We start from the raw sequence: 25399 nt of genomic DNA, 5'->3' as shown, positions 1-25399 counted from the left end.
CGGGTTTCAAAGAGCAAAACCCTGATCTAGCGCAAGATCAGGGTTTTGTTTCGTGGCCTGTTTTTCAATCTTTTGGGGCGGAATTATGCGGCCTCGGCGTCCTTGGCCTTGATGACCTTGTGGTTGTCTTCGTTCAGGCCGAGTTTCCAGTAGCTTGAGATATAAAGATCATCCTTGCCCAAGCCCCGATCATTGCGGAAATGATCGCGCAGCATTTTCATCGCGGTAAATTCACATGCGGCCCAGACCGACGGGCGGCCATCGGCCCAGGGCAGTTTTTTCACCACATCGGGCAGGGCATTGGCATTTTCGCCCGGATGCGGGTTGATCACCCATTCGATGGTGACGTTATCGGGCTTTTGCAAATCCTGCATGTCGGCTTCGGACGCGATTTCGATCACGGCGTAACCGCGTGCATCGGATGGCAGCGTTTCCAGATTGACCGATATGGCGGGAAGGGCCGTCATATCGCCGACAATCAGGAACCAGTCGGCGGTCGGATCAACCAGCTTTTTCGGGCCGGGGCCGCCGATGGTGATCAGATCGCCGGGTTTGCAATTCACCGCCCAGTTCGAGGCCGGGCCGCCGTGATCGTTATCATCGGAACCATCGCCATGCATGACGAAATCGATATCAATTTCGCGGCCCTGATCGGTGATGCGGTCATGACGCACGGTATAGGTCCGGCGCAAAACCCGGTCCTTTTCATCGCCGTCAATCGGGAAGATCAGTTTGACATAGGCGCTTTCCTGATCGTCGGGGAAGGATACGATGCCGTCACCGCCCAGGGTCACGCGCAGCATATTGGGCGTGACATAACCTTTTCGGATGACGGTCAGATCGCGGGGTGCTGGTCTGTTCATTCCAAGCTCCTGTAGGGATTATCTGTTTTCGGATTCCAGATTGTCGGCCATCAGGCTGGCAATTTCGTTGAAATCCGTGATTTGTTTCTGGCTTAAACCGGTGGCCATGCGCGTGCGGATTTTGGCTTCTACGGCACGATATTCTTCCATCAGCGCATCGCCCTTTGGCGTCAAATGCAGGGTCTGGCTTCGCCCGTCTTCGGGATGCGGGCGGCGTTCGATCAATCCGTTTTCTTCGAGTTCCTTGATAAGCCGCGTGATGCGGCCCTTGTCCTGCCCGGTGCGGGCGGCGATTTGCTGTGCGGTGACGCCGGGGCTTTTGATGATCCATTTCAGCGTGCGCATCTGCGAGATTGGCAGCGGCATATCGGCATCCTGCAAACCTTCGCGCATGGCACGCTTGAAGGCATGGACAAGCCGGTGAAGGGTTTCGCCGGGGACATGCGCATTTGCAGATTTGGTTTCTGGCGTTTCCATTGGCTTACTCATCGATATGTTTCTGTCTTGCACGTGCGCAAGGTGTTGCGGGGTTTGTCATGACTGCTTGGCGACGGCATCCGCACCGTGCGGGGCGATGATGCCGGTGCGGATGGCATATTTGCGGCCCTCGCAAATGGCGGCCGATATCAGGGCAAAGCCCGCCGCAACCCCCATGATCGCGGTCAGATCAAACGCGCCACCCGTGCCGATCAGGATCGCGGCCAGGGCGGCACCAACCGATTGCCCGGTCAGGCGGGCGGTGGCGAGCATCCCGCCCGCACCGCCGCTGCGGTCGCGTGGGGCGCTTGTCATCATCAGGCGGTTATTGGGCGACTGGAACAGGCCAAAACCAACGCCGCAGATCATCAGGCAGGCAATGATCGCAAGGGCGGTATGGGGGCTTCCGGCCGGGATCAGGGTGACTGCAAACAGGCCGATGGCAAAAATCCCCATGCCGATCCCGGTCAGATGGATGGGTGAATATCTATCGGCCAGTCGCCCGGCGATGGGGGCGATGATGGCGGTGGCGACGGGCCATGGCGTCATCAGAAGGCCGGTATCGACAGCACTATAGTGCAGCACGTCATGGAAATAGAATGGGAGTGCGACAAAGGCGATGAATTGCGCGCAAAAGCCCGCAATCGATGACCCGATGGAGCAGGCAAAGACCGGACGGGCCAGCAGATCAAGCGGCAGCATCGGCCGTTCGCGCGAAAACTGCCGACGGACAAGGAAGAACCCGGCGGTGATCGCAATCACGAACTGGCCCGCGATCAGCATCGGGTGGCTTTGGGTGCCGACATTGCCAAGGGCCGAAATCAGGCCGCCAAAGGCCAGCACGTTCAGGAATGCGCTTATATAGTCAAACCGGGTGCGGGTCGGTTTGGTATAGGGCAGGGCGAATGTGCCAAGAACAATGGCGATGATCGAAATCGGCATATTGATCAGAAACAGCCAGTGCCATGTCGTCACCGCCAGAATGGCCGAGGCAATGGTCGGCCCGGCGGCGGCCGAGATCGAGACCACCATGGCAATCAGCCCGATGGCCCGGCCAAGCTTTGCCTGCGGGACGCTGTGGCGCATCAGGGCTGCGTTGATGCTCATGAGTGCTGCTCCGCCCAAACCCTGCAACACGCGGGCGAAGGTCAGGAATTCGATATTGGGGGAATAGGCGCAAAGGGCGGATGCTATGCCGAAAATCACCATCCCGGCCAGATAGACCTTGCGAAAGCCAATCGCTTCGCCAAGGGCGGATAGCGGCAGCAGGGCAACGACAACCGCCAACTGATAGGCGGTGATGACCCAGATGGCGTGCGCCGGGCTGACATTCTGATCCTGCGCGATGGCGGGCAGGGCGACATTCATGATCGACCCGTCAAGGACTGCCATCATGACGGTCAGCAACACGGCGATCATGGCGAATGACCGCTGGGGCTGCGGCAATCCGTCGGCGTGGATGGTTTTTGATATCTTCATGTGGGGCAACATTCCGAAAACAAAGCGTGCGGTGGCAAGAGGCGGCGCGAGGAGCGGGCAAACGGGGCAAATGCCACCCGATATCGCGGTTGCGGGCACGGTTATATGGTTGACTTTATCAACCAATATAAAATGTGGTTGATTTTGTCAACTTGTTTTCGGGGCTGTTCTTCTGGGGCTGTCCTTAGGGGTAGTGTTCGGGGCTATATTAGAGGTGTACCATTCGGGGTGAATAAGGGAGGACAGATTGATGAAAATGATGATGGTTCTGGGGATCGGTGCGCTGTTTGCGATGGGAGCCCTGCCGGGAATGGCAACATATGCGGCACAGGGTTCAATCGCGTTTGATCAGGCGGTTGAACATGGCGGCGGCTGCCGCAAAAGCTCCCCGCCGGGGCAGTGTTGCCATATGGATAACAAGGCGGGGTCGGTGCATTGTCATTAAATAACATTCGGGTGAATTCTTGATGCCAAATCTTATAGATACGAAGCGTGAGCTTGCTGTGATCCAGGGCATTTGTTCTGAGCCAAATGCAAAAATTGCTGTTGCTTTTTGGGGGCGAGGGGCATTTTCCCAACTGCAAGTTAGGTCAGATACTAAGGTAATTTGTAATCTGACAATGGGTGGAACAAACCCATATGAAATCGAAAAAATGCTGAATGACGGTGTGAATATTCGCCATAATCCATTTCTACATGCCAAGTTTTACTTAGGGTCTTCGTCAGCGGTGTTGGGGTCGTCCAATGCTTCCGCGAATGGTCTTTCTTTTCAGGGGGCTGAGACTTCTGGTTGGTTGGAAGCAAATGTTTTCATTGAAGATGGCAGTATGATTAATCAGTTGCGTGATCGGTTTGATTTTTTATGGGCTGAAAATAATACGCAAGAAATCAGTAGCAATGACTTGGTAAAAGCTAAAGAGCGGTGGAATGAGCGCCGCTGGCTTAATCGTAATCAATTTGATCAGTTGTCGGATTTTGATTCTGGTTTAGGCTTGTTAGAAGCCCTTGCAAGAGAACCGTATCTCTTAAGCGATAAAAGTATTTTTATCGCTGTATATGATGGCAAGATCAGCGAAGAGGCTAAAGAAAAGCTCAAAATAGAAAAAATAGCCGCAAAATCTCGAGGTCAGAAACCGAGTGACATTGACCTTTTCGAGAACTGGGATGAATTGCCGAACGCGGCAGATATAATTTGTTTCTATCGGGGCCCCAAGGGAGGGGTTCGTTATGATGGTATATGGCATATGCCTAAAATACGACGTGAAAATGAGGGTGTTGTTTTCTGTGAAAAATCTAAGCTAAGCCTGAATATAGGCCGCGCTAGTGATTGGAAGCCTTTTATAGAGTCTTCATATGAAGGGCGTGGAAGTTTTCATCTGGAAATTGGTGAATTTGCTGAGCAATACATCAAGAAGAGAGAGCTTTAAGACAACGCAAATTTAAATCGAGAATACCGATATATGACGAAGGAAACTTTGGGCGCTCGGGTTGGCGTGACCGAAACTTATATCGAGGCTGTCTAGCGCGGTGCTAGCCCGCTTTCAAAAAACTGGCGATGAAGACTGTGTCAGTTTCAAAGTTGATGCGGAAGATTTGGTGCCTTGGCCGCGAGCATGATTGATTATCGTAATGCGCGGGAAGAGAACTGTCTCCTTCTCAATATTTAATTCTGTAATTCACAATATGTCGATTTTTATATCAACATATTGTTGATGTATTATCGCGCAATCTCCTGTTATTGTTTGTTTTTAATTTGGTTGAGGGGGCGTGATGGTTCAATTGCTTTTTGACAGACTGCAAGAGGCCTCTGATGCCTCAGACAATGTTGCGGTTCATACTTTTCGAGAAGTGACATCTGATTTAAGCCGATTGGGTTTGAATTGGAGTCAACTCGGTAAGCTTATCGGCGGAAGGCTTTTGGGGGCAGAGGATGAAAAAGAAAATAGCTCACAGCAAAAGCGAATTGCTCAAGCCAGCTTTGGAGAGATTCTCAATACTCCCCTAAGTTTCGAGTTGAACAGGAAGGAGAGCGAATTTGTTCGAGGCGTCGAAAAGTTTTGGGTGAAGCACAGATATGTAACTGATAAGCAGGTCGTGAGTATTTGTGAGATATTCAAGTTAAACGAATATCGTGAGGCGGTAGATCTTTATGCAGGTTACGCACGGCCAGAATGGGTAGCAGAATATAAATATCAAAAGAATCAAAAGATCGTAGGAAGACGTGAAGCTGAAGAGGAAAAAAGACGAATACTCTTGAAAAAAGTGTCTGAAATGCAAGCCGTTCTGGCACCATTGAAGATTTCCACCACCCAAACAAATTTTGAGATGTTTGAGAGATGGAAAACGCTAGTGAAAAAATTACCCTATGAGAAGACCGAGCCGCGCTGTGAAATACAGAATTATAGGTCTGCGTTAAACGGTGCTGGATCAAAACAGGGAAGGGTAGGAGTTGCTCTAATGGTAAAGATAAGGCCGTCAGAACTTTTTGCGCGAGATAGTTATAAACGGTCTACAGATAATTACTTGGAAGACGATTTGCTTTGGCTGTCCTTCTTATCTCAAGAGTAAATGTTAGATAGTCAAACACCCACTCAACAAATATCCCCCCGTCGGCGCTTCCCAATCGACCATTTCGCCCAGACAATAGGTGCCGGGGCGTTTTTTGAGTTGGAATGTTTCGTCGAGTTCTTCCCATGCCACACCGCCCGCCGTGCTGATCGCCTCGTCAATCGGGCGGGGTTTGGTGATTTTAAGCGGGAGCGTCTTGATCGCGATGGCGAGTTTGGCGGGGTCGTTCAGGGTTTCGCGGGGGGTGGTTTCGAAAATCAGGGCTGTTTTGGTGGCATCAAGGCCGAGCGCTTTGCGCAGGTGATTGCCAAGCGAGTTTTTGCCGCGTGGTTTGTTTAAGCGCGTGGTGACGTCGGCGAGGTCGCGGTCGGGCGTTAGGTCCAGCGTCACGGTAGCATCGCCGGTTTCAAGCCATTGATCGCGAAGGGCCGCCGAGATGGCATAGACGGCACTGCCTTCGATCCCGGTTCTGGAAATCACGAATTCGCCGCGCACGGTTTGCTGCGGGCCGGATTTGGTTGCGACCGTCAGCGTCACGGCCTTGACAGGCGACCCCGCGCATTTATCAATCAGATGATCGGTCCAGGCGACGTCAAAGCCGCAATTGGCCGGTTTGAACGGGTTGCATGTGATCTCGGCATTTGTAAGGATTTCCATCCATTTGCCATCCGATCCCAGCCGTTTCCAGCTTCCGCCGCCCAATGCCAGAACGGTGATATCGGTCTTGGCGGTCACTTTGCCGTCCGGGGTTTTGAAAACGGCATTTCCGGTTTCATCCCAGCCGGTCCAGTAATGGCGGTAATGGATTTTGCAGCCCAAACCATCCAGACGCCTGAGCCATGCGCGCAAAAGCGGGCTTGCCTTCATCGCGGTCGGGAAAACGCGGCCCGAGGAGCCGACAAAGGTTTCGATGCCAAGCCCGGCACACCAGTCGCGGATTTCGTTGGGGCCGAATTTGCGCAAGTGCGGTTCGAGCCGTGCCCGCGATGCGCCATAGCGCGACAAAAACGTTTCGAGGTCTTCGGCATGGGTGATGTTGAGCCCCGATTTCCCCGCCATCAGGAATTTGCGCCCGGCACTTGGCATGCCCTCATAGATCGTGACGGCATGACCGGACCCGGCGAGGCGTTCGGCCGCCATCAGCCCCGCTGGACCCGCGCCGATGATCATCGCGGTTTTGCCGTTTGGTTTTGGGGGTGGGGTATCCGGGTTTGATGACATGCGGGGCCTTTGGGTGTGGGTTTGTGTCAGGCGGTTTTAGCCGGTTTGGCGGGGGATGGCAATTTGCGGGATTGTTCGCAGACTGGGGGCGGTGTGGGAGCGGGTGGCACGATGGACTCCCGCGTTCGCGGGAGTGACGGTAGAGGAGCGAGGCGACAGTAGAGGGGCGGGAGACGGTAAAGGAAGCGGGGCGGCGCAGGCATCGTGGCAGTGGCGATAGAGGGAACGTTACCATCCCCGTCATGCCCGCGAAGGCGGGCATCCAGTTTGTGGTGCCGGGAGTATCCGATCTTTGTGGTGGAGGTTGTGAGACGAAGGTTCCGGCTGCCCGTGAATGACGTGAGAGGGCGCAAATTCGACCTTGGCGGAAATAGGGTTCGCTGTGACTTGCGCATTAAGGGTGAAATCGACCCTTTTGGCGGAAAAATGCGGCAAAGATTGGCAATTTGTCGATAAATCGGCTAACAAAATTCCGAAGGTTATAACGCATTCAAAAATAATGATCCTGTGGAGGAAACATGGTTTCGATGAGGGGAATGGCGGGCGCGGCACGGCTGGCGCGTGGATCGGTTGTTGCACTGGCGATGGGGGCGAGCGCGCTTGTGGCGTTTGGCGCACAGGCCGCACAAGCCAACGAGAAGGTCGAGATTGCCGCACTGGCGTTTGTTTCAAGCGCGCCGTTATTTATTGCCAAGGAAAAGGGTTACCTTGCCGACGAGGGCCTTGATGCCGAGATTTCGATCTTTCAGGCGGCCCAGCCGGTTGCGGTTGCGATTGCATCGGGCGATGCCGATTTTGGCGTGACGGCGTTTACGGGCGGGTTCTTTAACCTTGCGGCCAAGGGGGCGCTTAAGGTTGTTGGTGCGCAGTTGCATGAAGATCCGGGTTATGACGGATCGGCCATTCTGGCGTCCAATGCGGCGTTTGAGGCGGGGCTGACATCGGTTGATAAATTGCCCGGTCATAGCTTTGCCCTGTCGCAGGTCGGATCAAGTTTCCATTACATGATCGGCAATGTGGCGGAGAAGGCCGGGTTTGACCCGGAAAGCGTGTCGCTTAAACCGTTGCAGTCGGTTCCCAACATGATCGGTGCGCTTAAAAGCGGGCAGGTCGATAGCATGATCATCGTGCCGCATATCGCAAAGCCGCTGGCCAATGCCGGGGCGGCACATATTATCGGCTGGGTGAAGGATTACGTGCCTTATCAGGTCGGTGGCCTGTTTACATCGACCGAGAATGTCGAAGAAAATCGTGAGATGGTCGAGAAGTTCGTGCGGGCCTATCAGAAGGGTGTGGCGGATTACCGTGCGGCCCTTCTGGCGACCGATGCGGATGGCAAGCTTGTTGAAAGCGACACCACGCAGGAAATCCTCGAGATCGTGCATAAATATGTTTATGCCAACGATCCGGCGGACAAGGCCTATCCGAAAATTCGTGATGGCGCGATGTTCATCACCGAGGAAGCCAAGCTTGACGTTGCCGATGTCAGGGCGCAGGTCAAATGGTATCAGGATCGCGGCTTTGTTTCGGCCGATGCCGATCCGGCGAAATTCATCGATACCAGCTTTATCCCGGCCCTGACCGAGTAAGGCGATATTTTCCGACCGGGCCATCTTCTGGCCCGGTCGTTTCATTTGTAGATTTCAGATAAACGGATTGTGCCATGCGGCTGCAAATCAAGGGCATTTGCCATTCATATGATCAGGTCGAGGCGCTGCGCGATATCGATTTCGGGATCGAACCGGGCGAGGTCGTCGCCCTGATCGGGCCGTCGGGCTGCGGCAAATCGACATTATTGTCGATCATTGGCGGGTTGTTGGCCCCGACACGCGGCGAGATTCTGATTTGCGACAAGGCCACCCCGGACGGCTGCCTTAACCCGCTGACTTATGTGTTTCAGGATTTCGCGCTTTTGCCGTGGCGGACGGTGGCGGGCAATATCAGCCTTGTGCTTGAAGACCACGGATTATCGAAGGCGGACCGTGATGCGCGTGTGGCAGAGGTGTTGGAGCAGACCAATCTGTGGGATTTCCGCGATGCCTATCCGAAACAGCTTTCGGGCGGGATGAAGCAGCGTGTGGGGATTGCGCGTGCGCTGGCCGTCCGCCCGGCGGTTTTGCTGATGGACGAGCCGTTATCAGCGCTGGATGCGCAGACGCGGATTTTGCTGCTTGATGAATTTGCGGCGTTATTTGCGCGGACCGGCATGACGGCGGTTTATGTGACGCATAACCTCAACGAAGCGGTGCGGCTGGCAAACCGGGTGGTGGCATTGCGCCGTCGCCCCGGCACGATCAAGGAAATCCACACAATCGATATTCCGATAGCAGAGCGGCGCGAAGGCATGCCGGAGCTGATCGTGCATGAGCAGGCCCTTTGGAACCTGATCCGGGATGAGGCGATTGCGGCCGATAAGGAGCTTGAAAATGTCGCATGATATTAGCGAAGTGCGCGCGGAGCCCCAAGGTGCGGCGTCCCCGGCAAGCCATGTCCGGTTTCGCGCCACGGGCTTTAACCCGAAGGCCAATCCGGTTGCGGCGTGGGGCTTTTTCGTGGCGGTGATTGCGCTTTGGCAATTGGGATCAAGCACCGGGGTGATCAGCGAACTTGCGATGCCAAGCCCGGTTGCGGTGGCCAAGGCGCTTTGGCAATTGATCGTCACGGGTGATCTTTGGCTGCATCTTGGCGCGTCCTTGCAGCGGCTTGTTGGCGGCTGGATCATGGGGACGGTGGCCGGGCTTTTTGTTGGTTTTCTGGTGGGGATGTTCAGCTGGGCGCGGTCGCCCGGTGTGGCGTTTGTATCGGCCCTTTTCCCGATCCCGAAAATTGCGCTTCTGCCGCTTTTCATCATCTGGTTTGGCATTGGTGAACCATCGAAATTTGCCACCATTGCCTTTGGCGTGTTTTTCCCGACCGTGATCAATACATTCGGCGGGGTGGACAATGTGCAGCGCAACCTGATCCGCATGGGGCAAAGCTTTGATCTGCCGATGTGGTCGGTGATCCGCAAGATCATCCTGCCCGGTGCGTTGCCGACGATTTTGTCGGGGTTTCGTATTTCATCCTCGATCGCGATTATCCTTCTGATTGCGGCCGAAATGATCGGGGCGCAATACGGGATTGGGGCGCTTATTCTGGCAGCCGGGAACCTGTATCAGACCGATCAGCTTATTGCCGGTGTGGTGGTTTTGTCGCTTCTGGGCTTATGTGTTTCTTGGTTGCTTGGGCGGCTGGATCGCTGGTTGCTGGGTTGGCGATAATCGATTTCGGACTGTTTGATCTGCCTTGATTTGGAACCAAAGCTGTCCCCGTAACGTTCCGGGGACAGTCCCAACAAAAAGGCAGGTTGAAATGCATAAGAACCAGTGGATTCTCGTGGCCGATGGAGGCAAGGCGCATGTGATTGCGGTTACGCGCGATGCCGAAGGCCGTCATCTGGAAACGGTCGAGGAAATGCAGGCCGATAACCGATCCAGTCAGGAAATCGCCAGCGACAAACCGGGACGCGGTTTTGCCAATCCGGCAGGTAATCAGCAACGCCACGCCATGCCCCCGGCATCCGATCCGCATGAACATGCCCAGAAGGAATTCGTCGATGATGTCGTCAGATATCTTGCCGATGAGTGCAAGCAGGGCAGGTTTGACAATCTGATTGTCATTGCACCGCCCAAGGTGATGGGCGAGGTCCGCACCAAAATGCCCAAGCCATTGGCCGAGACGCTTGATGGGGAAATCGTCAAGGATCTGACCAATGTGCCGCTTGGGGATTTGCCCAAGCATCTGAGCGGGACGGGTGGCTGGCTTTGACCGGTCCCGGATTTGGCCGGAGTTACCGGTGATCCTGCCGGAATTGCACCGGTGACATCGCGGCCTTTTTGGCGAAGAAGCGCGAAAAATATCCGGCATCGCGAAAGCCCAGTTCATCGGCGATCTGCTGAACCGCGATGTCGGTATAGATCAGGGTGCGTTTGGCTTCCAGGATCAGGCGGTGATGGAGGACTTCGATGGCGGTCATGCCATAGATGTCCTTGGCGATGCGGTTGAGCTGTGTCGTGGTGATGCCGATTTCGCGCGCGTAGAATTCCAGCGGTTTGTGCTGATTGTAGAAGGTTTCGATCAGCGACTGGAATTTGCGGAACTTGGCGGTTTTCTGTTCCTTGCGGCTTAGGCGCGCCGGATCGCCGGACGGGGCATCACGACCGATGCCGAGCAACAGCAATCCCAATATGTTGCGCAGGGCATATAACCGCCCGGTATTATGTCCGTAATATTCCGCGACCAGTTGACGGATCAGGAAATCGGTCGGGCTTGGCTGATCGGCGGTTGCCGATGCATCAACGCAAAGTGGTCGGTCAAGGCGTGCAAGCAATTTCGGGGCAGGGGCCAGAATTTCCTGCAAATGATAGTCGGTCAGTGAAATGACCCAGCCGTCGATATCGGGGCTGAAGCGAAAGCCGTGCACGGTGCCGGGCGGCAGGGTCAGCAGATGGCCGACCTGCATGGTGAATTGCCGGTCGTCAAATTCGATCCCGGCATCGCCGTGCGTGATGTAAAGCAGCTGAAACAGATTGGCGTGACGGTGCGGCTGAATGTGCAGGTCATGCAGTTTGGATCGCGACGGGATGCTTTCGAGATGAAAGAATTCCGGTTCGGAAATGGCAATCTGTTCGGCGGTTCCGGGGACGGTATCGCCGGTTTCGCCGTAAAGTTTATAGACCGGAATGCTGTTGCGGGTTGCGACCATGATCATGTGTTGCTGTTTGCTTTGGGACAGTCTAGCGGTTTTCGGGTTTGACCAAAAGAAAAGCCCGCCACAGCGGGCGGGCTTTTCGCAAGCTTATGATGCGCGTTGCTAACCGCCGAGGAATGTTGGGACAAACAATGTCAGGACCGGGACAAAGATCAGCAACATGATGCGGACGATCTCGGCGGCAAAGAAGGGCATGACGCCGCGGAAGGTCTGGCTCATGGGGACGCCATCGGCAAGGGCGTTGATGATGAACACATTCAATCCCACCGGTGGCGTTATCAATCCGAGCTCCACGACAATCAGAGCGAGAATACCAAACCAGATTTTAAGGTCTTCGGCCCCCATGCCATAGGCCGCGGTTGCCGCCGTTGCCCAGTCACCGCCATTGATATCGACCAGGGCCGGCCAGAAGAACGGGATGATCACCACGATCATCGACAGGCTTTCCATGAAGCAGCCCAGAACGATCAGGGCGAGCAGCATCAGAACCATGATCAGCCAGGGATCAAGGCCGCTGGTGGCGGCGGCCTCGGCCATATAGGCCGGAAGGTTGGCACGGCTGAAGAAACCCTTGAGGATTTCGGCACCCAGCAGGATGAAGAAGATCATCGAGGTGGTGACAGCCGTATCGCGCAGCGACTGTTTGAGGCCGGAAAATGTCAGGCCACCCTTGCCGCGCAGGCGCATGTAACCGCCATAAACCAGAATGGCAAACACGCCGACACCGGCCGCCGGGGTCGGGGTGAACAGACCGGCCCCAAGGCCCAGAATGATTGATCCGAAAATCACCATCACCGGGATCAGGCGCAGCAATGCTTCGCGACGTTCGGCCGGTTCCATCGGTTCGGGGATCGGGGCGAGGCTTGGATTCAGGCGGACCTGAATGGCGATCACACCCATAAAGAATGCAACCGCGATCAGGCCGGGGATGATGGCGGCCTGAAACATCTGGATGATCGATGCCTCGACCGTGACGGCGTAAATCACCAGTGCGACAGACGGCGGGATCAGGATGCCAAGTGTCCCGCCCGCCGCCAGCGTACCGGTGGCAAGGCGCGGCGAATAATTCAGGCGGCGCAATTCCGGCAGGGCGACCTTGCCCATGGTCGATGCGGTGGCAAGCGATGATCCGCAAACCGCGCCAAACCCGGCGCAAGCCCCGATGGCGGCCATGGCAACACCACCCCGGAACCGGCCCAGAATGGCATTGACGCCCTGAAACAGATCGCGTGAAAGGTTGGCCTGACTGGCGAGGTAGCCCATCAGGACGAATAACGGCACGACCGAGAGTTCATAGTTCGATACAATCCCGTAAAACAGGGATTTGAACTGTTGCAGATAGGGTTCAAAGCGCAGGAAGGGGAAGAACAGGCTAAGCACATAGTTGCCGCCGATCCCGATCCCGATCATGGCAAGCCCGACCGGAACGCGCAGTGCCAGAATAAAGAACAGCAGTACAAGACCGCCAAGGCCGATTAATTCGCGTTCAGACATTGGCCGTGGCCTCGCTTTCGAAAATCTGGCTTGCGGCAATCAGCGCCCACAGGAACATCGATATGATGCCCGGCACATAGAACGGCCAGATCGGCCAGCCCAGAATTGCCGACAGGGTATTGTCGCTGCGGACTTCGATCAGGCCGTTGATCATCATATAGCCAAGGAACAGGGCCAGCAGCGTCATCAGGACGCCAGAGATGATATCAACGCCGCGCGCGAACCAGTTGGGAAACATTTTGATAAACACGTCGACGGCGACATGGCCGTAACGGGTCTGGCAATAGGGGAAGAACATCAGGGCTGCCGAACTGACAACCATGCTGACGAAATCCTCGTAGCCGATAATTGCCGGGAAATTCGCACCAAACAGGCGCGCGAGTTTGTCCAGGCCGAATGCGGTAACGTTGACGATGGTTACCACCGCGATCAGCAGGGCCAAAAAACCACCCGCCACGGCAAGCCATGATGCGGCCTTGTTAAGCACGTGTTTCATCTGTCATTCATTCTCGCGGGCAATCTTGCGGGAAAACGGGGTTACGTAACGTGATGATACGTAACCCTGTCAGATTTGCCAGTAATCTGGAAAGATTACTGTTTGGTATGGGCGAGAACGGCAGCCTTGGCCTTTTCGACCAATGCAGCACCGTCGATGCCGTTCGATTTGGCTTCTTCGATCCAGCGATCAACAACCGATGCGGATGCATCGTCAAAGGTTGCTTTTTCTTCCGGGGTCAGTTGAACAACCTGACCCTTGCCATCGTTGATCATTTTCTTGCCGACTTCTTCGACATTGTTGAAAACATCACCGATCTGGGCGGCAAAATCGCGGCCGGAGTTCCGGTCGATGATTTCCTTGAGATCGTCGGGCAGGCTGTCGTAACGGTCCTTGTTCATGGCGAACAGGAAGACCGAGGTGCCGAAGCGGGAATTAACGCCCTGGCCTTCGACGGAGTAGGAAACCAGTTCAGCCAGTTTCAGCGGCGGGACGACTTCGAACGGAACCAGGCCGCCGTCAACCACGCCAAGCGACATGGCCTGCGGCAGGGCCGGGACCGGCATGCCAACCGGTTCTGCACCCCAGGATTCAATCACCCATGAACCGGTACGGGTCGGTGTACGCAGTTTGAGGCCTTTGACATCGGCAACGGTGCGGACTTCTTTCTGGGTCAGGTGGATGGCCTGACCGGCATGGACGTGAACGGCGAGCGGATGGATGTCCTTAAGGTCCGGTGCCATGTCTTCCATCAGGTCCCAGATCGCGAGGTTGGTCGCGCGTGCATCGCCCAGATGAACACCCGGAAGTTCGAAAACTTCGGTATGCGGGAAGACGCCCGGGGTGTAACCCGGCAGGGTCCAGACGATATCGGCGACACCATCACGGACCTGACGATACAGTTCCGGCGGGTTGCCACCCAGCGACATGGACGGGAAAATTTCAAACTTGATGCGACCGTTGGATTCTTCTTCGATCTTTTTGGCCCACGGTTCAATCATCTGGGCTTGGGCCGGTGCTTTCGGGCCCAGGAAGTGCTGGATCGTCAGGGTGACTTCCTGTGCGTGGGCGCCAAACGACACCATGGTCGCAACGGCGGCACCTGTCAGCAGTTTCGTGATGTGTTTCATTCTTTCCTCCTTTGAACGTCCCGTGGCGTTGCCAAACGCCATCAAACGTCTCAGCCATGATGCGTTTTTTATCTGCAAAGTTTTCCTGAAGTTTTTTTCTTGTTGTTTTTGTTATTCTTTTTGTTCGCATGTTTGCCGTTTATGCACAGCTGCCATGCCAATTTGTAATCAATCTAATGGTCGTCGCATGGTTATGTATAATGATATTGGCGCTTGTTTTCATAACCATATGATTATGTATCGTGGCGGGCATGGGTTGCATGATGCCGGGCGGCTTCTTCGCGGACGGCATTGATCAGGATTTCGACCGGGGGTGAGACCGGGCTGTCGATACGGGTGGTCAGGCCCACCGGGCCAAAGGTATCGCTGGTATCTATCGGTAATTCGACAAGGTGGCCTTCGGCAATGTCGGATGCCACAGCCCCGTTCGAGATGATCCAGATCGCATCGGTTTCGCGGGTAAAGGCGCGGCCAAAGGATGTCGAAACGGTTTCGATCCGGTCGGGCAGGGCACCGATGCCATGCGCAATCAGCATTTTGTCGACAGTCGAGTGAATGATCGCCTGTTTGGGCGGCACCAGAACCGTAAATTCGCGAATGCGCGTGATATCCGGGTTTTTATCGGCCAGCAATGGATGACCGGGCCGCGCAACCAGAGAGATATGTTCGGAATATAGATGTATGAAGGACAGGCCCGACATCTGATCGGGTTCGGCAAGGCGGCCGACCACCAGATCAAGTTCGCCGACGCGCAACTGCCCCATCAGCATGACGTTTGGTCCGGCCACGACCTTGACCGTTGTATCGGGGCTGAGTGCCTTGAACCGGCGGATGGCGTTTGGCATGACGCTGGCGGCGACGGTTGGCAGAACGCCAAGATTGATCGAAAGCCCGCCCTGCATGCGCACCTGACTGATGCTGTCGACACCCTGACGCAGAGCGGTGACGCTGGCCCCGGCATAACGCAAAAACACCTTGCCGAAATCGGTCAGCGTGACGCCGCGTTTGGACCGGTCAAACAGGCGGGCATCAAGATGTTCTTCAAGTTCGCGGATGGTTTTGGATACGGCCGGCTGGGTGATCGATAATGTGTCGGCGGCCTTGACGACGCTGCGCTGGCGGGCGACCTCCAGAAAGCAGGTCAGATGGCGGAATTTAATGCGTTGATCAAGCATGGTTACCATTCCAGAAATCAAATATTCCTGTTTTGTATAATTGTATAGTTATGCATTTAACGCAAATCCTCATTTTACATAACCAAAGTCGCCTGCCAGATTGGGCGTAACAAGTCAGGGTGGAAATGACATGAGTTTACAAGTCGCCCCGATCAACGGGACACATATCCATTATTGCCAGACCGGCCCGAAAGATGGCCCGGCTTTGGTGTTTTCAAATTCGCTGGGTACCGATCTGCGTATCTGGAACGATGTTGCCCCGGCCTTTGCCGACCGGTTTAACGTCATAACCTATGACAAGCGCGGGCATGGTTTATCGGGCATTGGCGGGGCGGATTACAATATCGACCTGCATGCCAATGACCTGATCGGGCTTCTGGATTATCTCGGCGTCAAAGACGTGATTATTTGCGGTTTGTCGGTCGGTGGACTGATTGCGCAGAAGGTCACCGAACTGGTGCCAGAGCGCGTTCGCGGTCTGATCCTTTGCGATACTGCGCCGAAACTTGGCGATGCGGATGGCTGGAACATGCGGATCAATGCCATCCGGGAAGGCGGTATCGAGGTTCTTGGCGATGCGATCATCGAACGGTGGTTGTCGCCGACATATCGCCGTGACCGTCCGCTTGAAACCGCGATGTATCGCGACATGCTGGTGCGCACCACGGTGGAGGGTTATGTCGGAACCTGTATCGCGCTTCGTGATGGCGATCTTCGTGATGCGGCGACCCGGATTTCGGTGCCGGTCCTTTGTATTTGCGGATCGGACGATCTGGCGACACCGCCCGATGTGGTGCGCGAGATGGCCGGGATGATCCCCGGTGCCCAATTCGAACTTATAAACGGGGTCGGGCATTTGCCGTGCCTTGAAACCCCGGAATTGCTTTCCCGGTTGATCGACCGATTTATCAAGGAGAAGAACCTTGTCTGAGAACCGGTATGAAGTCGGTATGAAAACCCGCCGTTCCGTTCTGGGCGATGCCCATGTGGATCGTGCATCGGCGAATGTCACGGAAATCGATGCCGGTTTTCAGCGTTACATCACCGAGAATGTCTGGAATGGTGTTTGGACCAGCGATGCGTTTACCAAACGCGAACGCAGCATCGTGACCATCGCGCTTCTGGCCGGGCTTGGCCATGAAGAAGAATTGGCGATGCATATCCGGGCGACGCTTAATACCGGTGCCACGCGTGAAGATATCCGTGAAGTTCTGATGCATGTTGCGGTCTATGCCGGTGTTCCCACCGCCAATACGGCGTTCCGCATTGCCAAACAAACCTATGCCGAGATCGATGCGGCCGCCAAGGGAGAGTAACGCCATGTCCACATTCAAACCGCGTGATTGGGGTTCCCACGCCCCCTTTATCGCGCCCGGTTACAAATCCACCATTCTGCGCGGTCCGACGCGTGCCCCGCTTGCCATCAAATCCGGTCTGACCGAGGGTACTGGCCCGCGGTTTGCCCCGGCATCAGTTCGCAAGCTTGATTTCGATCTGACGAAAAACGGTATCACCAATGGTGAACCGCTGGGCGAACGCATTGTGGTGCATGGCAAGGTCATGGATACCAATGGCCGCCCGCAGCCCGACATTCTTGTCGAGGTCTGGCAGGCCAATGCAGCCGGGCGTTATGTGCATAAGGTGGATCAGCATGATGCGCCGCTTGACCCGAATTTTCGCGGGTCGGGCCGGTGCATGACGGATGCCAACGGCAATTATGTTTTCTATACGATCAAGCCGGGAGCCTATCCGTGGGGCAACCATTTCAATGCATGGCGTCCGAACCATATTCATCTGTCGTTGTTCGGGCCGGGTTTTGCCACGCGGCTTGTGACCCAGATGTATTTTCCCGGCGATCCGTTGCTGGAACTTGATCCGATTTTTCTGGGTACCGAGGACGCCGCGGCACGCGAACGCCTGATTGCGAAATTCTCGATCGAGAAGACCGAGGAAGGCTTTGCCCTTGGTTATCAGTTCGACATCGTCCTTCGCGGACGCAATGCCACCCCGATGGAGAATTAAGTCATGGCATATGGTGAAACCCCCTCGCAGACGGTTGGTCCGTATTTCGCCTATGGCCTGACCGCCGGGCAATATGCATACGACTTTACCGACATTGCCGACACGACCATCGCCGGACCGGACGCGGAAGGCGAACATATCCGCATCACTGGTCGTGTTCTTGATGGCAACGGCGATGTCGTCAATGACGCGATGATCGAAATCTGGCAGGCCGACGCCAAGGGAAACTATGCCGAAAATCCGGTTGATGTTGCATCATCGGGTTTTCGGGGCCTTGGCCGTTGTGGCACCGGCACGGATGCGCAGAACCGCTTTTACTTTGACACCGTCAAACCGGGTGTTGTTGCCGATGGTACGGCCCCGTTTGTCAATGTCATCGTGTTCATGCGCGGCATGCTGGTTCATGCCTTTACCCGTTTCTATTTCGATGACGAGGCGGCATTGAATGCCAAGGATGACATCCTGCAATCGGTTCCCGCTGATCGCCGTGACACGCTGATTGCCAAGCGTGTCGAAACCCGTACCGGGGTTGAATACCGGATCGACATTCACATGCAGGGGGACGCGGAAACCGTGTTCTTCGACGTGTAAGTCGCTTCGGTCCGGATGGCTGTGTTCGCTGCTTTGGGGAAAGCCGGTAGGCGCAGCCATCCAAATCATTCCAACGCATCCGGCTGAGATATGCCGCGTTTTCTTGTTCTGGTTACCACAGGAGTTTTACCGTGGTTGCACGTTTCATGTCGCTTAAAGAGGCTGTCGCATCCTGCATCAAGGATGGCGATACCGTCTCGATGGAAGGTTTCACGCATCTGATCCCGCATGCCGCCGGGCACGAGGTCATTCGGCAGGGGATCAGGGATCTGACCCTGATCCGGATGACGCCCGACATGATCTATGATCAGCTGATCGGGGCCGGTTGTGCAAAGAAACTGGTGTTTTCGTGGGGCGGGAACCCCGGTGTCGGGTCTTTGCACCGGTTGCGCGATGCGGTTCAGGAAGGCTGGCCGCACAAGCTTGAGATCGAGGAACACAGCCACGCGGCAATGGCCAATGCCTATGACGCGGGGGCGGCGGGGCTGCCCTGTGCGGTGTTCAAGGGATATCGCGGGGCGGAATTGCCGCGCGTGAACAAGAATATCAAATTCATCGAATGCCCGTTCACTGGTGAAAGCCTTGCCGCTGTTCCGGCCATTCGCCCGGATGTTGCCGTGGTCCATGCCCAGAGAGCCAACAAGAAGGGCGATGTCCTGTTTGAAGGCATTGTCGGTGTTCAGAAAGAAGCCGTTCTGGCGGCGAAAAAGTCGATCATCACGGTCGAGGAGATCGTCGATAATTTTGACGATGTTCCCTACAACGCCGTGATGCTCCCGAACTGGGCGGTGACCGCGATTGTCGAGGTGCCGGGTGGTGCGCATCCGTCTTATGCTCAAGGCTATTACAAGCGCGACAACGCGTTTTACAAGGCGTGGGACAAGATCGCCAATGATCGCGACAGTTTCACCGCGTGGATCGATGAGCATGTCATGAAGGGCGGCCCCGAAGATTTCGCCGCCAAGCGCGCAGCGAACAAAGGGTAAGCGGAGGAAAGATCATGGTTGACTATACCCCTACCGAAATGATGACGGTTTCTGCCTCGCGCGCACTCAAGAATGATGATGTGTGCTTTGTCGGCATCGGCATGCCGTCGGCGGCGTGCAACCTTGCACGTTTGACGCATGCGCCAGAACTGACCCTGATTTATGAAAGCGGCACGATTGGTACGAAGCCAGACGTATTGCCGTTATCCATCGGGGATGGCGAGCTTTGCGAAACGGCGATCAATACCGTGCCGGTGCCGGAAATGTTCCGTTACTGGTTGCAGGGCGGCAAGATTTCCGTCGGCTTCCTTGGCGCGGCACAGCTTGATAAATATGGCAACATCAATACCACCGTGATTGGCGATTATGACGATCCCAAGGTCCGCCTGCCGGGTGGTGGCGGCGCGCCGGAAATCGCGACGAGCTGTGGCGAGGTGTTTCTGGTGATGAAACAAAGCAAGCGCGGCTTTGTTGAAAAGATCGATTTCGTGACCTCGCTTGGTCATGGCAAGGGCGGTGATGACCGCGCGTCCTATGGTGTTGATACCAAAGGGCCATCGCGGCTGATTACCGATCTTTGCATCATGGAACCGCATCCGGTTGGCAAGCATTTCATCGTGACATCGATCCATCCGGGGGTGACGCGCGAAGATATTATCGAAAACACCGGCTGGACTGTTGAATTTGCTGATGAAGTCGCCGAAACTCCGGTGCCCGACGCGCACGAGCTTCAGGTCCTGCGTGACCTGCATGCCCGCACCGCCAAGGCCCATGAAGGCCAGCAGTAAGGACCCCACATATGGCTGATGCTTATATCTGCGATTTTATCCGTACCCCGATTGGCCGTTTTGGCGGCAGTCTTTCATCGGTCCGTGCGGACGACCTTGGTGCCATTCCGCTAAAGGCACTGATCGAACGCAATCCGAATGTTGATTTCGGCGATGTCGATGACGTGATTTTCGGATGTGCCAATCAGGCCGGGGAAGACAATCGCAACGTGGCGCGCATGTCGCTGCTTCTGGCCGGATTGCCGGAAACTGTGACTGGTACGACGGTCAACCGTCTGTGCGGGTCGGGCATGGACGCGATCATCATGGCCGCACGCGCGATCAAATCGGGTGAAGCCGATCTGATGATTGCCGGCGGTGTCGAAAGCATGTCGCGTGCGCCGTTCGTGATGCCAAAGGCCGAAAGTGCCTTTTCACGCAATGCGGAAATCCATGACACCACAATCGGCTGGCGTTTCATCAATCCGGTGATGAAAAAGCAGTATGGCGTTGATTCCATGCCTGAAACCGGTGAAAACGTCGCCGAGGATTTCAAGATCAGCCGTTCCGATCAGGATGCCTTTGCCGCCCGTTCGCAGGACAAGGCGGTGGCGGCACAGGAAAACGGCAATCTGGCCGCGGAAATCACGCCGGTCACCATTCCGCAGCGCAAGGCCGACCCGATCATCGTTGACAAGGATGAACATCCGCGTCCGGGCACGACAGTTGAAAAGCTGGGTAAATTGCCAACCCCGTTCCGCGAAGGTGGTTCGGTAACGGCAGGCAACGCATCGGGGGTTAATGACGGCGCGGCGGCATTGATCATTGCATCGGAAGCGGCGGTCAAGAAATACGGCCTGAAACCGATTGCCAAGGTGGTTGGCGGTGCGACGGCGGGTGTTGCGCCACGCATCATGGGCTTTGGCCCGGCACCGGCCAGCAAGAAGCTTCTGGCGCGTCTTGGTCTTACCACCGATCAGCTTGACGTGATTGAACTGAACGAGGCCTTTGCATCACAGGGGCTTGCGACATTGCGCGATCTTGGCATTGCCGATGACGATGCGCGTGTGAACCCGAATGGCGGGGCGATTGCGCTTGGTCATCCGCTTGGCATGTCGGGCGCACGTATCACCGGGACGGCTGCGATGCAGTTGAAACGTAGTGGCGGCAAATATGCGCTGGCGACGATGTGCATTGGCGTCGGGCAGGGCATTGCCATTGTGCTTGAAGCGGTCTGATTGATCGTTTGCTTTCAAGAAGGCCCCTGTGCCGTTGGAAGAACGGGCAGGGGCTTCTTTTTGTGTTGTTGACCGAACGCAGTCGCAGCGCGACACTAAGGACCTGAAATAACACCTGTTTAAACGGTGGACCAAACCAGATGACGATTTCGCCCTTTGATTCCGCGATGCTTGGCAATCTGTTTGCCGATGCGGAAATTGCCGCCCTGTTTACCGACGATGCGCAGATTGCATCAATGGTGCTGTTCGAGGCGGCACTGGCATCGGCCGAAGCACGCGCAGGCGTGATCCCGGAAACAAGTGCGAACCGTATTGCCGATGTGTGCCGCGAATTTCGCCCCGACCCGGCGTCGCTTGCGGCGGGTACGGCAAGTGCCGGTGTGCCGGTTCCGGCATTGGTCAAGGCGCTTAAGGCCGAGGTCGGCGGGGATGATGCGCGCTATGTCCATTTTGGCGCAACCAGTCAGGATGTGGTTGATACCGGGCTTGTGTTGCGGCTTCGCGATGCGGTGGGGATTATCCGCCGCCGGACGCGCAAGCTGATCAAGGCATTGATTGCACAGGCCGAAACCCACCGGGCAACGGTCATGATCGGGCGGACCCGTTCACAACAGGCGGTGCCGACCACATTCGGGCTTAAGGCCGCCGGATGGCTGGCACCATTGGTGCGGATTGATCAGCGGATTGATACATTATCGACCGATCTGTTCCGGTTAAGTTTTGGCGGGGCGGCAGGAACGCTGGCATCCATCGGGGATAAGGCGATTGAGGTTGAACGCAATCTGGCCGATGAACTTGAACTGCCCCCAACCGATATGCCGTGGCACAGCCAGCGCGATGTTCTGGTCGATTTTGCCGCACAGTTAACCGCGCTGAGCGGTGCGCTTGGCAAGATGGGGCAGGATTTGGTGTTGCTGGCGCAATCCGAAATTGCCGAAGTCCAGCCGGGCAAGGGCGGCGGATCATCGACCATGCCGCATAAATCCAATCCGGTGCAGGCCGAAATGCTGGTTACGCTGGCGCGGTTCAATGCCGGGCAGCTTGGCACATTTGCGCAAAGCCAGATCCATGAACATGAACGATCCGGGGCAAGCTGGTTGCTGGAATGGCTGACTTTGCCGCAGATGATCATGGCGACGGCGGCGGGATTGGCGCAGGCGGTTGATATGGTGCCGAGCCTTAAGGTCAATGCTGACCGGATGGCGGCCAATCTTGAACTGTCACGCGGGGCGATGCTGGCGGAGGCCGCGACCTTTGCGCTTGCCGAGCATCTTGGACGTGACGGGGCGGACAAGCTGGTCAAGGATGCGCTTTCGCGGTCTGCCGCCAATCAAAGCAATCTGTTTGATGAATTGCCAAAACTTACCGATGTCGGGATCGACTGGGCCAAGCTGCGCGATCCGGCGCATTATATCGGGCAGGCCGATGCCTTTGTCGAGCGGGTGGTGACAACCGCCCGTCGGGCGATCAAGGACAGTTGATATGAAAAGGCGGTCGGGAAATGACCGCCTTTTGATTTTGCCCCGATCAGGTCACAGGACGCAGGCGTTTTTCAACGGCGTAGTTATGTATCGGGACCCCGGCGACTTCAAAATCGCGGCGTTCAACCACGTGAAAGCCCTGTTTTAACAGGAAGCCCTTGGCGAGTTCGCTGGCTTCGGAATAGAGCTTTGCGATGTTGCGGTCACGTGCCGATTTTTCGAGGGCGTCATAAAGTATCCTGACCGCACCGGTACCGGCAAGTTCGGGCAGGGCATACAGAAAATGGAGATGCCCGTCGGCTTCGAGATCGCAAAAGGCGACGGCCCGGTCGTTTGCATCCACCGCAATCAGGCGCAGGCGACCATCATCCATCAGTTCGGCAAACCGTTCTGCGGTTGGGGCGAGAGACGCCCAGATGCCGACCTGATCAGGGTTATAGGCACGTGATCCCAGTTCCGTGACGGAACGGGTGTAAATTTCGGTCAGCACCGATGCATCGGTTGCGCGATACGGGCGGATGGTGATCACGTTTGTGAACCCCACGCCGCGTCAAAGAACCGGACTTCAAGTTCGGTTGCCTTGCGAAAACAGGAAAGACAGTTTGCACGGGCCGTGTCATCGAGTGTCGGTCCGGTTTTATCAAGCTGATCATTGAGGAAGGCGACGACGCTTTCGAAATAGGTCCCGATATGCAGATCAAGCCATTCGGCGTACCAGAATTCTGTGGGGTGGCTTTCGATTTCATTGTGAACCCGATCCGCCCAGCCAAGATAGGTGCCTTCGGCCACGGCCAGAACCGCCAGCATACTGGCGTAGTCGTTGCTTTCCATGGCGGTGCGCATCAGATCCTTGAAGGCGCTCGTGACGTCCCAATCCGGCATTTCGCGGCGTTCCTGTTCGGTGACGCCCAGCGCATCAAGTGAGCGTTCGAAATAGGTGTTTTCCGGTCCGGTCAGAAGGGCGAGAAACTGGCAGGCCGGAATCCGGTCCGGCAGCGTTGGCGCACGTGATACGGCACCGGCCAGAAGGGCAACAAACCGGTCGATGAAACGGTGGTCCTGAATCAGATAGTTTTTGAGATTGCGGTCGGGAACCGCGGCCTTGCCCCAGGCATCGGTAAAGGGATGGTGGGTGACCTTGTGCCAATCATCGGCAACACACGCCTTGAGCCACTGGGAAAATGTGCCCGCCGGATTTTGTGCCTGCCAGACTGGCCAATCAGGTGTTGAGGCATTTTCGGGTTGTGATGCAACGTTGTCGGCCATGATCCATCCCCAGAAATTTTGATTTGAGAGGGGCTTAGCACGCGCGGGAAAGGACCGCAACCGGGTGGTTTTGTGCATTGCATTGCGATGGATCATTTTTAACACAAAAAAATGATAAAATTACATTTGATTATTATAATGTTTAATTATAATCTTTGAGCCAAAGATTATTCATCCATTTAAAAAGCGGAGTTTCGCGATGAAAGCCAATGTTGGAACATTTGATCGTGTGGTACGGATCATCCTTGGTCTTGTCCTGATTGTATTGCCGTTCATTCTTGCGACCGAGGCCGGTCCGTTTGCCACCCTTGGCGGTTTTGGCTGGCTTGCGATGATTGTGGGCGCGGTCATCCTGTTGACCGGGGTTATGCGATTCTGCCTGCTGTATCGCATTTTGGGTATTTGCACCTGTCAGACATCCACAAACTAGCATTATCGGTGCCCGACAATACCGGAGGAGTGGCATGAGTATCGGATCAGGCAAACCGTCGCTTCGGGCGGACAAATCGAAAATGCCGGTGGTGAAGGCATTTTTTGACGAGGCGACCTTTACGATCAGCTATGTGGTGCGCGATCCGCAAAGCAGTTGTTGCGCGATTGTTGACTCGGTTCTGGATTATGACCCGGCAAGTGGCCGGACCAATACCGTTTCCGCCGATGCGATTGTTGCCTTTGTACGCGAGGAAGGGCTTACGGTGCAATGGATACTTGAAACCCATGTCCATGCCGATCATCTGTCGGCGGCCCCGTATTTGAAGGACAAGCTGGGCGGGCGCATGGGTATCGGATCAAAGATCAGTGTGGTGCAGGAAACATTTGGCAAGGTGTTTAACGCCGGAACGGAATTCCAGCGCGACGGCAGTCAGTTCGACCATCTGTTCGAGGATGAGGAAACGTTTGAAATCGGCGGGCTTTCGGCGCGTGCGCTGCATACGCCAGGGCATACACCCGCCTGCATGTCCTATGTGATTGGTGATAGCGTTTTTGTCGGCGATACGTTGTTCATGCCCGATTTCGGCACCGCAAGATGTGATTTTCCGGGCGGGGATGCGGCGACACTTTATCGGTCGGTGCAAAAGATTCTGGCCCTTCCGGGAGAAACACGGGTGTTTCTTTGCCATGATTACAAGGCACCGGGGCGCGATATTTATATCTGGGAAACCACGGTGGCCGAAGAACGCGCCCATAATGTCCATGTCCGCGAAGGTATCAGCGAGGATCAATTCACCAAAATGCGCAAGGCCAAGGACGCGACATTGGATATGCCGCGCCTGATCCTGCCATCGGTTCAGGTAAATATGCGCGCTGGGGAGTTGCCACCAGCCGAAGATAATGGCATCCGTTATCTCAAGATCCCGCTTAACAGCCTTTGAGGGCAAAGGCGGGACGATTCCG

At 55.7% G+C, this 25399-nt stretch carries 28 protein-coding genes; 17 read left to right on the top strand and 11 right to left on the bottom strand.

Annotated features, from left to right (window positions below; translation table 11 throughout):
• Window positions 1-83: 83 nt before the first annotated feature.
• From ABIE64_RS20550 to ABIE64_RS20540, 3 genes are read right to left on the bottom strand one after another with little or no spacing between them, the layout of a single operon-like run.
• Window positions 84-863 (bottom strand): siderophore-interacting protein, encoded by a 780-nt coding sequence (locus ABIE64_RS20550; protein ID WP_354378453.1) that lies wholly within the window; start codon window positions 861-863, stop codon window positions 84-86.
• Between the two features lie 18 nt (window positions 864-881).
• Window positions 882-1352 (bottom strand): MarR family winged helix-turn-helix transcriptional regulator, encoded by a 471-nt coding sequence (locus ABIE64_RS20545; protein WP_354378452.1) that lies wholly within the window; start codon window positions 1350-1352, stop codon window positions 882-884.
• 45 nt (window positions 1353-1397) lie between these two features.
• Complete coding sequence (locus ABIE64_RS20540) at window positions 1398-2819, bottom strand: MFS transporter (RefSeq protein ID WP_354378451.1); 1422 nt, start codon at window positions 2817-2819, stop codon at window positions 1398-1400.
• A 250-nt stretch (window positions 2820-3069) separates the two neighbouring features.
• Between ABIE64_RS20540 and ABIE64_RS20535 the strand changes: the two genes are divergently transcribed.
• From ABIE64_RS20535 to ABIE64_RS20525, 3 genes are all read left to right on the top strand, one after another.
• On the top strand, window positions 3070-3264 hold the full coding sequence (locus tag ABIE64_RS20535; RefSeq protein WP_354378450.1) for a hypothetical protein: 195 nt from the start codon (window positions 3070-3072) through the stop codon (window positions 3262-3264).
• Between the two features lie 22 nt (window positions 3265-3286).
• Complete coding sequence (locus tag ABIE64_RS20530) at window positions 3287-4246, top strand: phospholipase D family protein (RefSeq protein WP_354378449.1); 960 nt, start codon at window positions 3287-3289, stop codon at window positions 4244-4246.
• Between the two features lie 343 nt (window positions 4247-4589).
• Complete coding sequence (locus tag ABIE64_RS20525) at window positions 4590-5387, top strand: hypothetical protein (RefSeq protein WP_354378448.1); 798 nt, start codon at window positions 4590-4592, stop codon at window positions 5385-5387.
• Window positions 5388-5390: 3 nt separating this feature from the next.
• Here the strand turns inward: ABIE64_RS20525 and ABIE64_RS20520 are convergent, their stop codons facing one another.
• Window positions 5391-6608 carry a TIGR03862 family flavoprotein gene (locus ABIE64_RS20520; RefSeq protein WP_354378447.1) on the bottom strand — a complete coding sequence of 406 codons (1218 nt, stop codon included), beginning with the start codon at window positions 6606-6608 and terminating at the stop codon, window positions 5391-5393.
• Between the two features lie 518 nt (window positions 6609-7126).
• On the opposite strand from ABIE64_RS20520, the gene ABIE64_RS20515 reads away from it, so the two are divergent.
• From ABIE64_RS20515 to ABIE64_RS20500, 4 genes are all read left to right on the top strand, one after another.
• A complete protein-coding gene (locus tag ABIE64_RS20515; protein WP_354378446.1) occupies window positions 7127-8197 on the top strand; it encodes an ABC transporter substrate-binding protein in 1071 nt (356 codons plus the stop codon).
• 74 nt (window positions 8198-8271) lie between these two features.
• Complete coding sequence (locus ABIE64_RS20510) at window positions 8272-9045, top strand: ABC transporter ATP-binding protein (RefSeq protein ID WP_354378445.1); 774 nt, start codon at window positions 8272-8274, stop codon at window positions 9043-9045.
• Window positions 9035-9868 (top strand): ABC transporter permease, encoded by an 834-nt coding sequence (locus tag ABIE64_RS20505; RefSeq protein WP_209221889.1) that lies wholly within the window; start codon window positions 9035-9037, stop codon window positions 9866-9868. The genes ABIE64_RS20510 and ABIE64_RS20505 overlap by 11 nt, the downstream gene beginning before the upstream one ends.
• Window positions 9869-9959: 91 nt before the next feature.
• Complete coding sequence (locus ABIE64_RS20500) at window positions 9960-10415, top strand: baeRF12 domain-containing protein (RefSeq protein ID WP_354378444.1); 456 nt, start codon at window positions 9960-9962, stop codon at window positions 10413-10415.
• A 22-nt stretch (window positions 10416-10437) separates the two neighbouring features.
• On the opposite strand, the gene ABIE64_RS20495 is transcribed toward ABIE64_RS20500, so the two are convergent.
• From ABIE64_RS20495 to pcaQ, 5 genes are all read right to left on the bottom strand, one after another.
• Window positions 10438-11358 carry a helix-turn-helix domain-containing protein gene (locus ABIE64_RS20495; RefSeq protein ID WP_354378443.1) on the bottom strand — a complete coding sequence of 307 codons (921 nt, stop codon included), beginning with the start codon at window positions 11356-11358 and terminating at the stop codon, window positions 10438-10440.
• A 102-nt stretch (window positions 11359-11460) separates the two neighbouring features.
• Window positions 11461-12852 carry a TRAP transporter large permease gene (locus tag ABIE64_RS20490; RefSeq protein WP_354378442.1) on the bottom strand — a complete coding sequence of 464 codons (1392 nt, stop codon included), beginning with the start codon at window positions 12850-12852 and terminating at the stop codon, window positions 11461-11463.
• On the bottom strand, window positions 12845-13348 hold the full coding sequence (locus ABIE64_RS20485; RefSeq protein ID WP_354378441.1) for a TRAP transporter small permease: 504 nt from the start codon (window positions 13346-13348) through the stop codon (window positions 12845-12847). The genes ABIE64_RS20490 and ABIE64_RS20485 overlap by 8 nt, the downstream gene beginning before the upstream one ends.
• 95 nt (window positions 13349-13443) lie before the next feature.
• The gene (locus tag ABIE64_RS20480) at window positions 13444-14478 is read right to left on the bottom strand and encodes a TRAP transporter substrate-binding protein (RefSeq protein WP_354378440.1); all 1035 of its coding nucleotides are present in this window, start codon (window positions 14476-14478) and stop codon (window positions 13444-13446) included.
• Window positions 14479-14711: 233 nt separating this feature from the next.
• On the bottom strand, window positions 14712-15653 hold the full coding sequence (gene pcaQ, locus ABIE64_RS20475; RefSeq protein ID WP_037991474.1) for a pca operon transcription factor PcaQ: 942 nt from the start codon (window positions 15651-15653) through the stop codon (window positions 14712-14714).
• 130 nt (window positions 15654-15783) lie between these two features.
• Here pcaQ and pcaD point away from each other — a divergent pair, with 130 nt between their 5' ends.
• From pcaD to ABIE64_RS20435, 8 genes are all read left to right on the top strand, one after another.
• Window positions 15784-16584: a 3-oxoadipate enol-lactonase gene (gene pcaD, locus ABIE64_RS20470; RefSeq protein ID WP_354378439.1), complete on the top strand. Its 801-nt coding sequence runs from the start codon at window positions 15784-15786 to the stop codon at window positions 16582-16584.
• A complete protein-coding gene (pcaC, locus tag ABIE64_RS20465; protein ID WP_037991466.1) occupies window positions 16577-16969 on the top strand; it encodes a 4-carboxymuconolactone decarboxylase in 393 nt (130 codons plus the stop codon). Before pcaD ends, pcaC begins: the two co-directional genes overlap by 8 nt.
• A 4-nt stretch (window positions 16970-16973) precedes the next feature.
• Window positions 16974-17675 (top strand): protocatechuate 3,4-dioxygenase subunit beta, encoded by a 702-nt coding sequence (gene pcaH / locus ABIE64_RS20460; RefSeq protein ID WP_037991464.1) that lies wholly within the window; start codon window positions 16974-16976, stop codon window positions 17673-17675.
• Between the two features lie 3 nt (window positions 17676-17678).
• On the top strand, window positions 17679-18266 hold the full coding sequence (gene pcaG, locus ABIE64_RS20455; RefSeq protein ID WP_354378438.1) for a protocatechuate 3,4-dioxygenase subunit alpha: 588 nt from the start codon (window positions 17679-17681) through the stop codon (window positions 18264-18266).
• A 131-nt stretch (window positions 18267-18397) separates the two neighbouring features.
• Window positions 18398-19252 carry a CoA transferase subunit A gene (locus ABIE64_RS20450; protein WP_354378437.1) on the top strand — a complete coding sequence of 285 codons (855 nt, stop codon included), beginning with the start codon at window positions 18398-18400 and terminating at the stop codon, window positions 19250-19252.
• 14 nt (window positions 19253-19266) lie between these two features.
• A complete protein-coding gene (locus tag ABIE64_RS20445; protein ID WP_354378436.1) occupies window positions 19267-20040 on the top strand; it encodes a CoA-transferase subunit beta in 774 nt (257 codons plus the stop codon).
• 11 nt (window positions 20041-20051) lie between these two features.
• Window positions 20052-21257, top strand: a complete 1206-nt coding sequence (pcaF, locus tag ABIE64_RS20440) for a 3-oxoadipyl-CoA thiolase (RefSeq protein ID WP_354378435.1) — start codon at window positions 20052-20054, stop codon at window positions 21255-21257.
• 140 nt (window positions 21258-21397) lie between these two features.
• On the top strand, window positions 21398-22738 hold the full coding sequence (locus ABIE64_RS20435) for a 3-carboxy-cis,cis-muconate cycloisomerase (protein WP_354378434.1): 1341 nt from the start codon (window positions 21398-21400) through the stop codon (window positions 22736-22738).
• Between the two features lie 46 nt (window positions 22739-22784).
• Here ABIE64_RS20435 and ABIE64_RS20430 read toward each other — a convergent pair whose 3' ends face one another.
• The gene (locus ABIE64_RS20430) at window positions 22785-23267 is read right to left on the bottom strand and encodes a GNAT family N-acetyltransferase (protein ID WP_354378432.1); all 483 of its coding nucleotides are present in this window, start codon (window positions 23265-23267) and stop codon (window positions 22785-22787) included.
• On the bottom strand, window positions 23264-24004 hold the full coding sequence (locus ABIE64_RS20425) for a TenA family protein (RefSeq protein ID WP_354378431.1): 741 nt from the start codon (window positions 24002-24004) through the stop codon (window positions 23264-23266). The genes ABIE64_RS20430 and ABIE64_RS20425 overlap by 4 nt, the downstream gene beginning before the upstream one ends.
• A gap of 199 nt (window positions 24005-24203) precedes the next feature.
• Between ABIE64_RS20425 and ABIE64_RS20420 the strand changes: the two genes are divergently transcribed.
• Both ABIE64_RS20420 and ABIE64_RS20415 read left to right on the top strand, forming a co-directional pair.
• Window positions 24204-24434: a YgaP family membrane protein gene (locus ABIE64_RS20420; RefSeq protein WP_037991445.1), complete on the top strand. Its 231-nt coding sequence runs from the start codon at window positions 24204-24206 to the stop codon at window positions 24432-24434.
• Between the two features lie 34 nt (window positions 24435-24468).
• Window positions 24469-25377 (top strand): MBL fold metallo-hydrolase, encoded by a 909-nt coding sequence (locus ABIE64_RS20415; RefSeq protein WP_051682332.1) that lies wholly within the window; start codon window positions 24469-24471, stop codon window positions 25375-25377.
• Window positions 25378-25399 lie beyond the last annotated feature (22 nt).

This window comes from Thalassospira sp. MBR-102 (assembly GCF_040549275.1).
Lineage (GTDB): Bacteria > Pseudomonadota > Alphaproteobacteria > Rhodospirillales > Thalassospiraceae > Thalassospira > Thalassospira xiamenensis.
The sequence above is the reverse complement of the archived record's forward strand: the minus strand, read 5'-3'. Positions and strand labels throughout refer to the sequence as shown.

What these genes read in the sequence shown, in the direction of transcription:
- ABIE64_RS20515 (WP_354378446.1), top strand. Translation starts at nt 7,127, where the DNA reads ATGGTTTCGATGAGGGGAATGGCGGGCGCGGCACGGCTGGCGCGTGGA.
- ABIE64_RS20435 (WP_354378434.1), top strand. Translation starts at nt 21,398, where the DNA reads ATGACGATTTCGCCCTTTGATTCCGCGATGCTTGGCAATCTGTTTGCC.
- ABIE64_RS20495 (WP_354378443.1), bottom strand. Translation starts at nt 11,358, where the DNA reads ATGATCATGGTCGCAACCCGCAACAGCATTCCGGTCTATAAACTTTAC.
- ABIE64_RS20545 (WP_354378452.1), bottom strand. Translation starts at nt 1,352, where the DNA reads ATGAGTAAGCCAATGGAAACGCCAGAAACCAAATCTGCAAATGCGCAT.
- ABIE64_RS20525 (WP_354378448.1), top strand. Translation starts at nt 4,590, where the DNA reads ATGGTTCAATTGCTTTTTGACAGACTGCAAGAGGCCTCTGATGCCTCA.
- ABIE64_RS20415 (WP_051682332.1), top strand. Translation starts at nt 24,469, where the DNA reads ATGAGTATCGGATCAGGCAAACCGTCGCTTCGGGCGGACAAATCGAAA.
- pcaD (WP_354378439.1), top strand. Translation starts at nt 15,784, where the DNA reads ATGAGTTTACAAGTCGCCCCGATCAACGGGACACATATCCATTATTGC.
- ABIE64_RS20485 (WP_354378441.1), bottom strand. Translation starts at nt 13,348, where the DNA reads ATGAAACACGTGCTTAACAAGGCCGCATCATGGCTTGCCGTGGCGGGT.
- ABIE64_RS20480 (WP_354378440.1), bottom strand. Translation starts at nt 14,478, where the DNA reads ATGAAACACATCACGAAACTGCTGACAGGTGCCGCCGTTGCGACCATG.
- ABIE64_RS20500 (WP_354378444.1), top strand. Translation starts at nt 9,960, where the DNA reads ATGCATAAGAACCAGTGGATTCTCGTGGCCGATGGAGGCAAGGCGCAT.
- ABIE64_RS20550 (WP_354378453.1), bottom strand. Translation starts at nt 863, where the DNA reads ATGAACAGACCAGCACCCCGCGATCTGACCGTCATCCGAAAAGGTTAT.
- pcaF (WP_354378435.1), top strand. Translation starts at nt 20,052, where the DNA reads ATGGCTGATGCTTATATCTGCGATTTTATCCGTACCCCGATTGGCCGT.
- pcaH (WP_037991464.1), top strand. Translation starts at nt 16,974, where the DNA reads ATGTCCACATTCAAACCGCGTGATTGGGGTTCCCACGCCCCCTTTATC.
- ABIE64_RS20420 (WP_037991445.1), top strand. Translation starts at nt 24,204, where the DNA reads ATGAAAGCCAATGTTGGAACATTTGATCGTGTGGTACGGATCATCCTT.
- pcaG (WP_354378438.1), top strand. Translation starts at nt 17,679, where the DNA reads ATGGCATATGGTGAAACCCCCTCGCAGACGGTTGGTCCGTATTTCGCC.
- ABIE64_RS20530 (WP_354378449.1), top strand. Translation starts at nt 3,287, where the DNA reads ATGCCAAATCTTATAGATACGAAGCGTGAGCTTGCTGTGATCCAGGGC.
- ABIE64_RS20535 (WP_354378450.1), top strand. Translation starts at nt 3,070, where the DNA reads ATGAAAATGATGATGGTTCTGGGGATCGGTGCGCTGTTTGCGATGGGA.
- ABIE64_RS20490 (WP_354378442.1), bottom strand. Translation starts at nt 12,852, where the DNA reads ATGTCTGAACGCGAATTAATCGGCCTTGGCGGTCTTGTACTGCTGTTC.
- ABIE64_RS20520 (WP_354378447.1), bottom strand. Translation starts at nt 6,608, where the DNA reads ATGTCATCAAACCCGGATACCCCACCCCCAAAACCAAACGGCAAAACC.
- ABIE64_RS20425 (WP_354378431.1), bottom strand. Translation starts at nt 24,004, where the DNA reads ATGGCCGACAACGTTGCATCACAACCCGAAAATGCCTCAACACCTGAT.
- ABIE64_RS20540 (WP_354378451.1), bottom strand. Translation starts at nt 2,819, where the DNA reads ATGAAGATATCAAAAACCATCCACGCCGACGGATTGCCGCAGCCCCAG.
- ABIE64_RS20510 (WP_354378445.1), top strand. Translation starts at nt 8,272, where the DNA reads ATGCGGCTGCAAATCAAGGGCATTTGCCATTCATATGATCAGGTCGAG.
- pcaQ (WP_037991474.1), bottom strand. Translation starts at nt 15,653, where the DNA reads ATGCTTGATCAACGCATTAAATTCCGCCATCTGACCTGCTTTCTGGAG.
- ABIE64_RS20505 (WP_209221889.1), top strand. Translation starts at nt 9,035, where the DNA reads ATGTCGCATGATATTAGCGAAGTGCGCGCGGAGCCCCAAGGTGCGGCG.
- ABIE64_RS20445 (WP_354378436.1), top strand. Translation starts at nt 19,267, where the DNA reads ATGGTTGACTATACCCCTACCGAAATGATGACGGTTTCTGCCTCGCGC.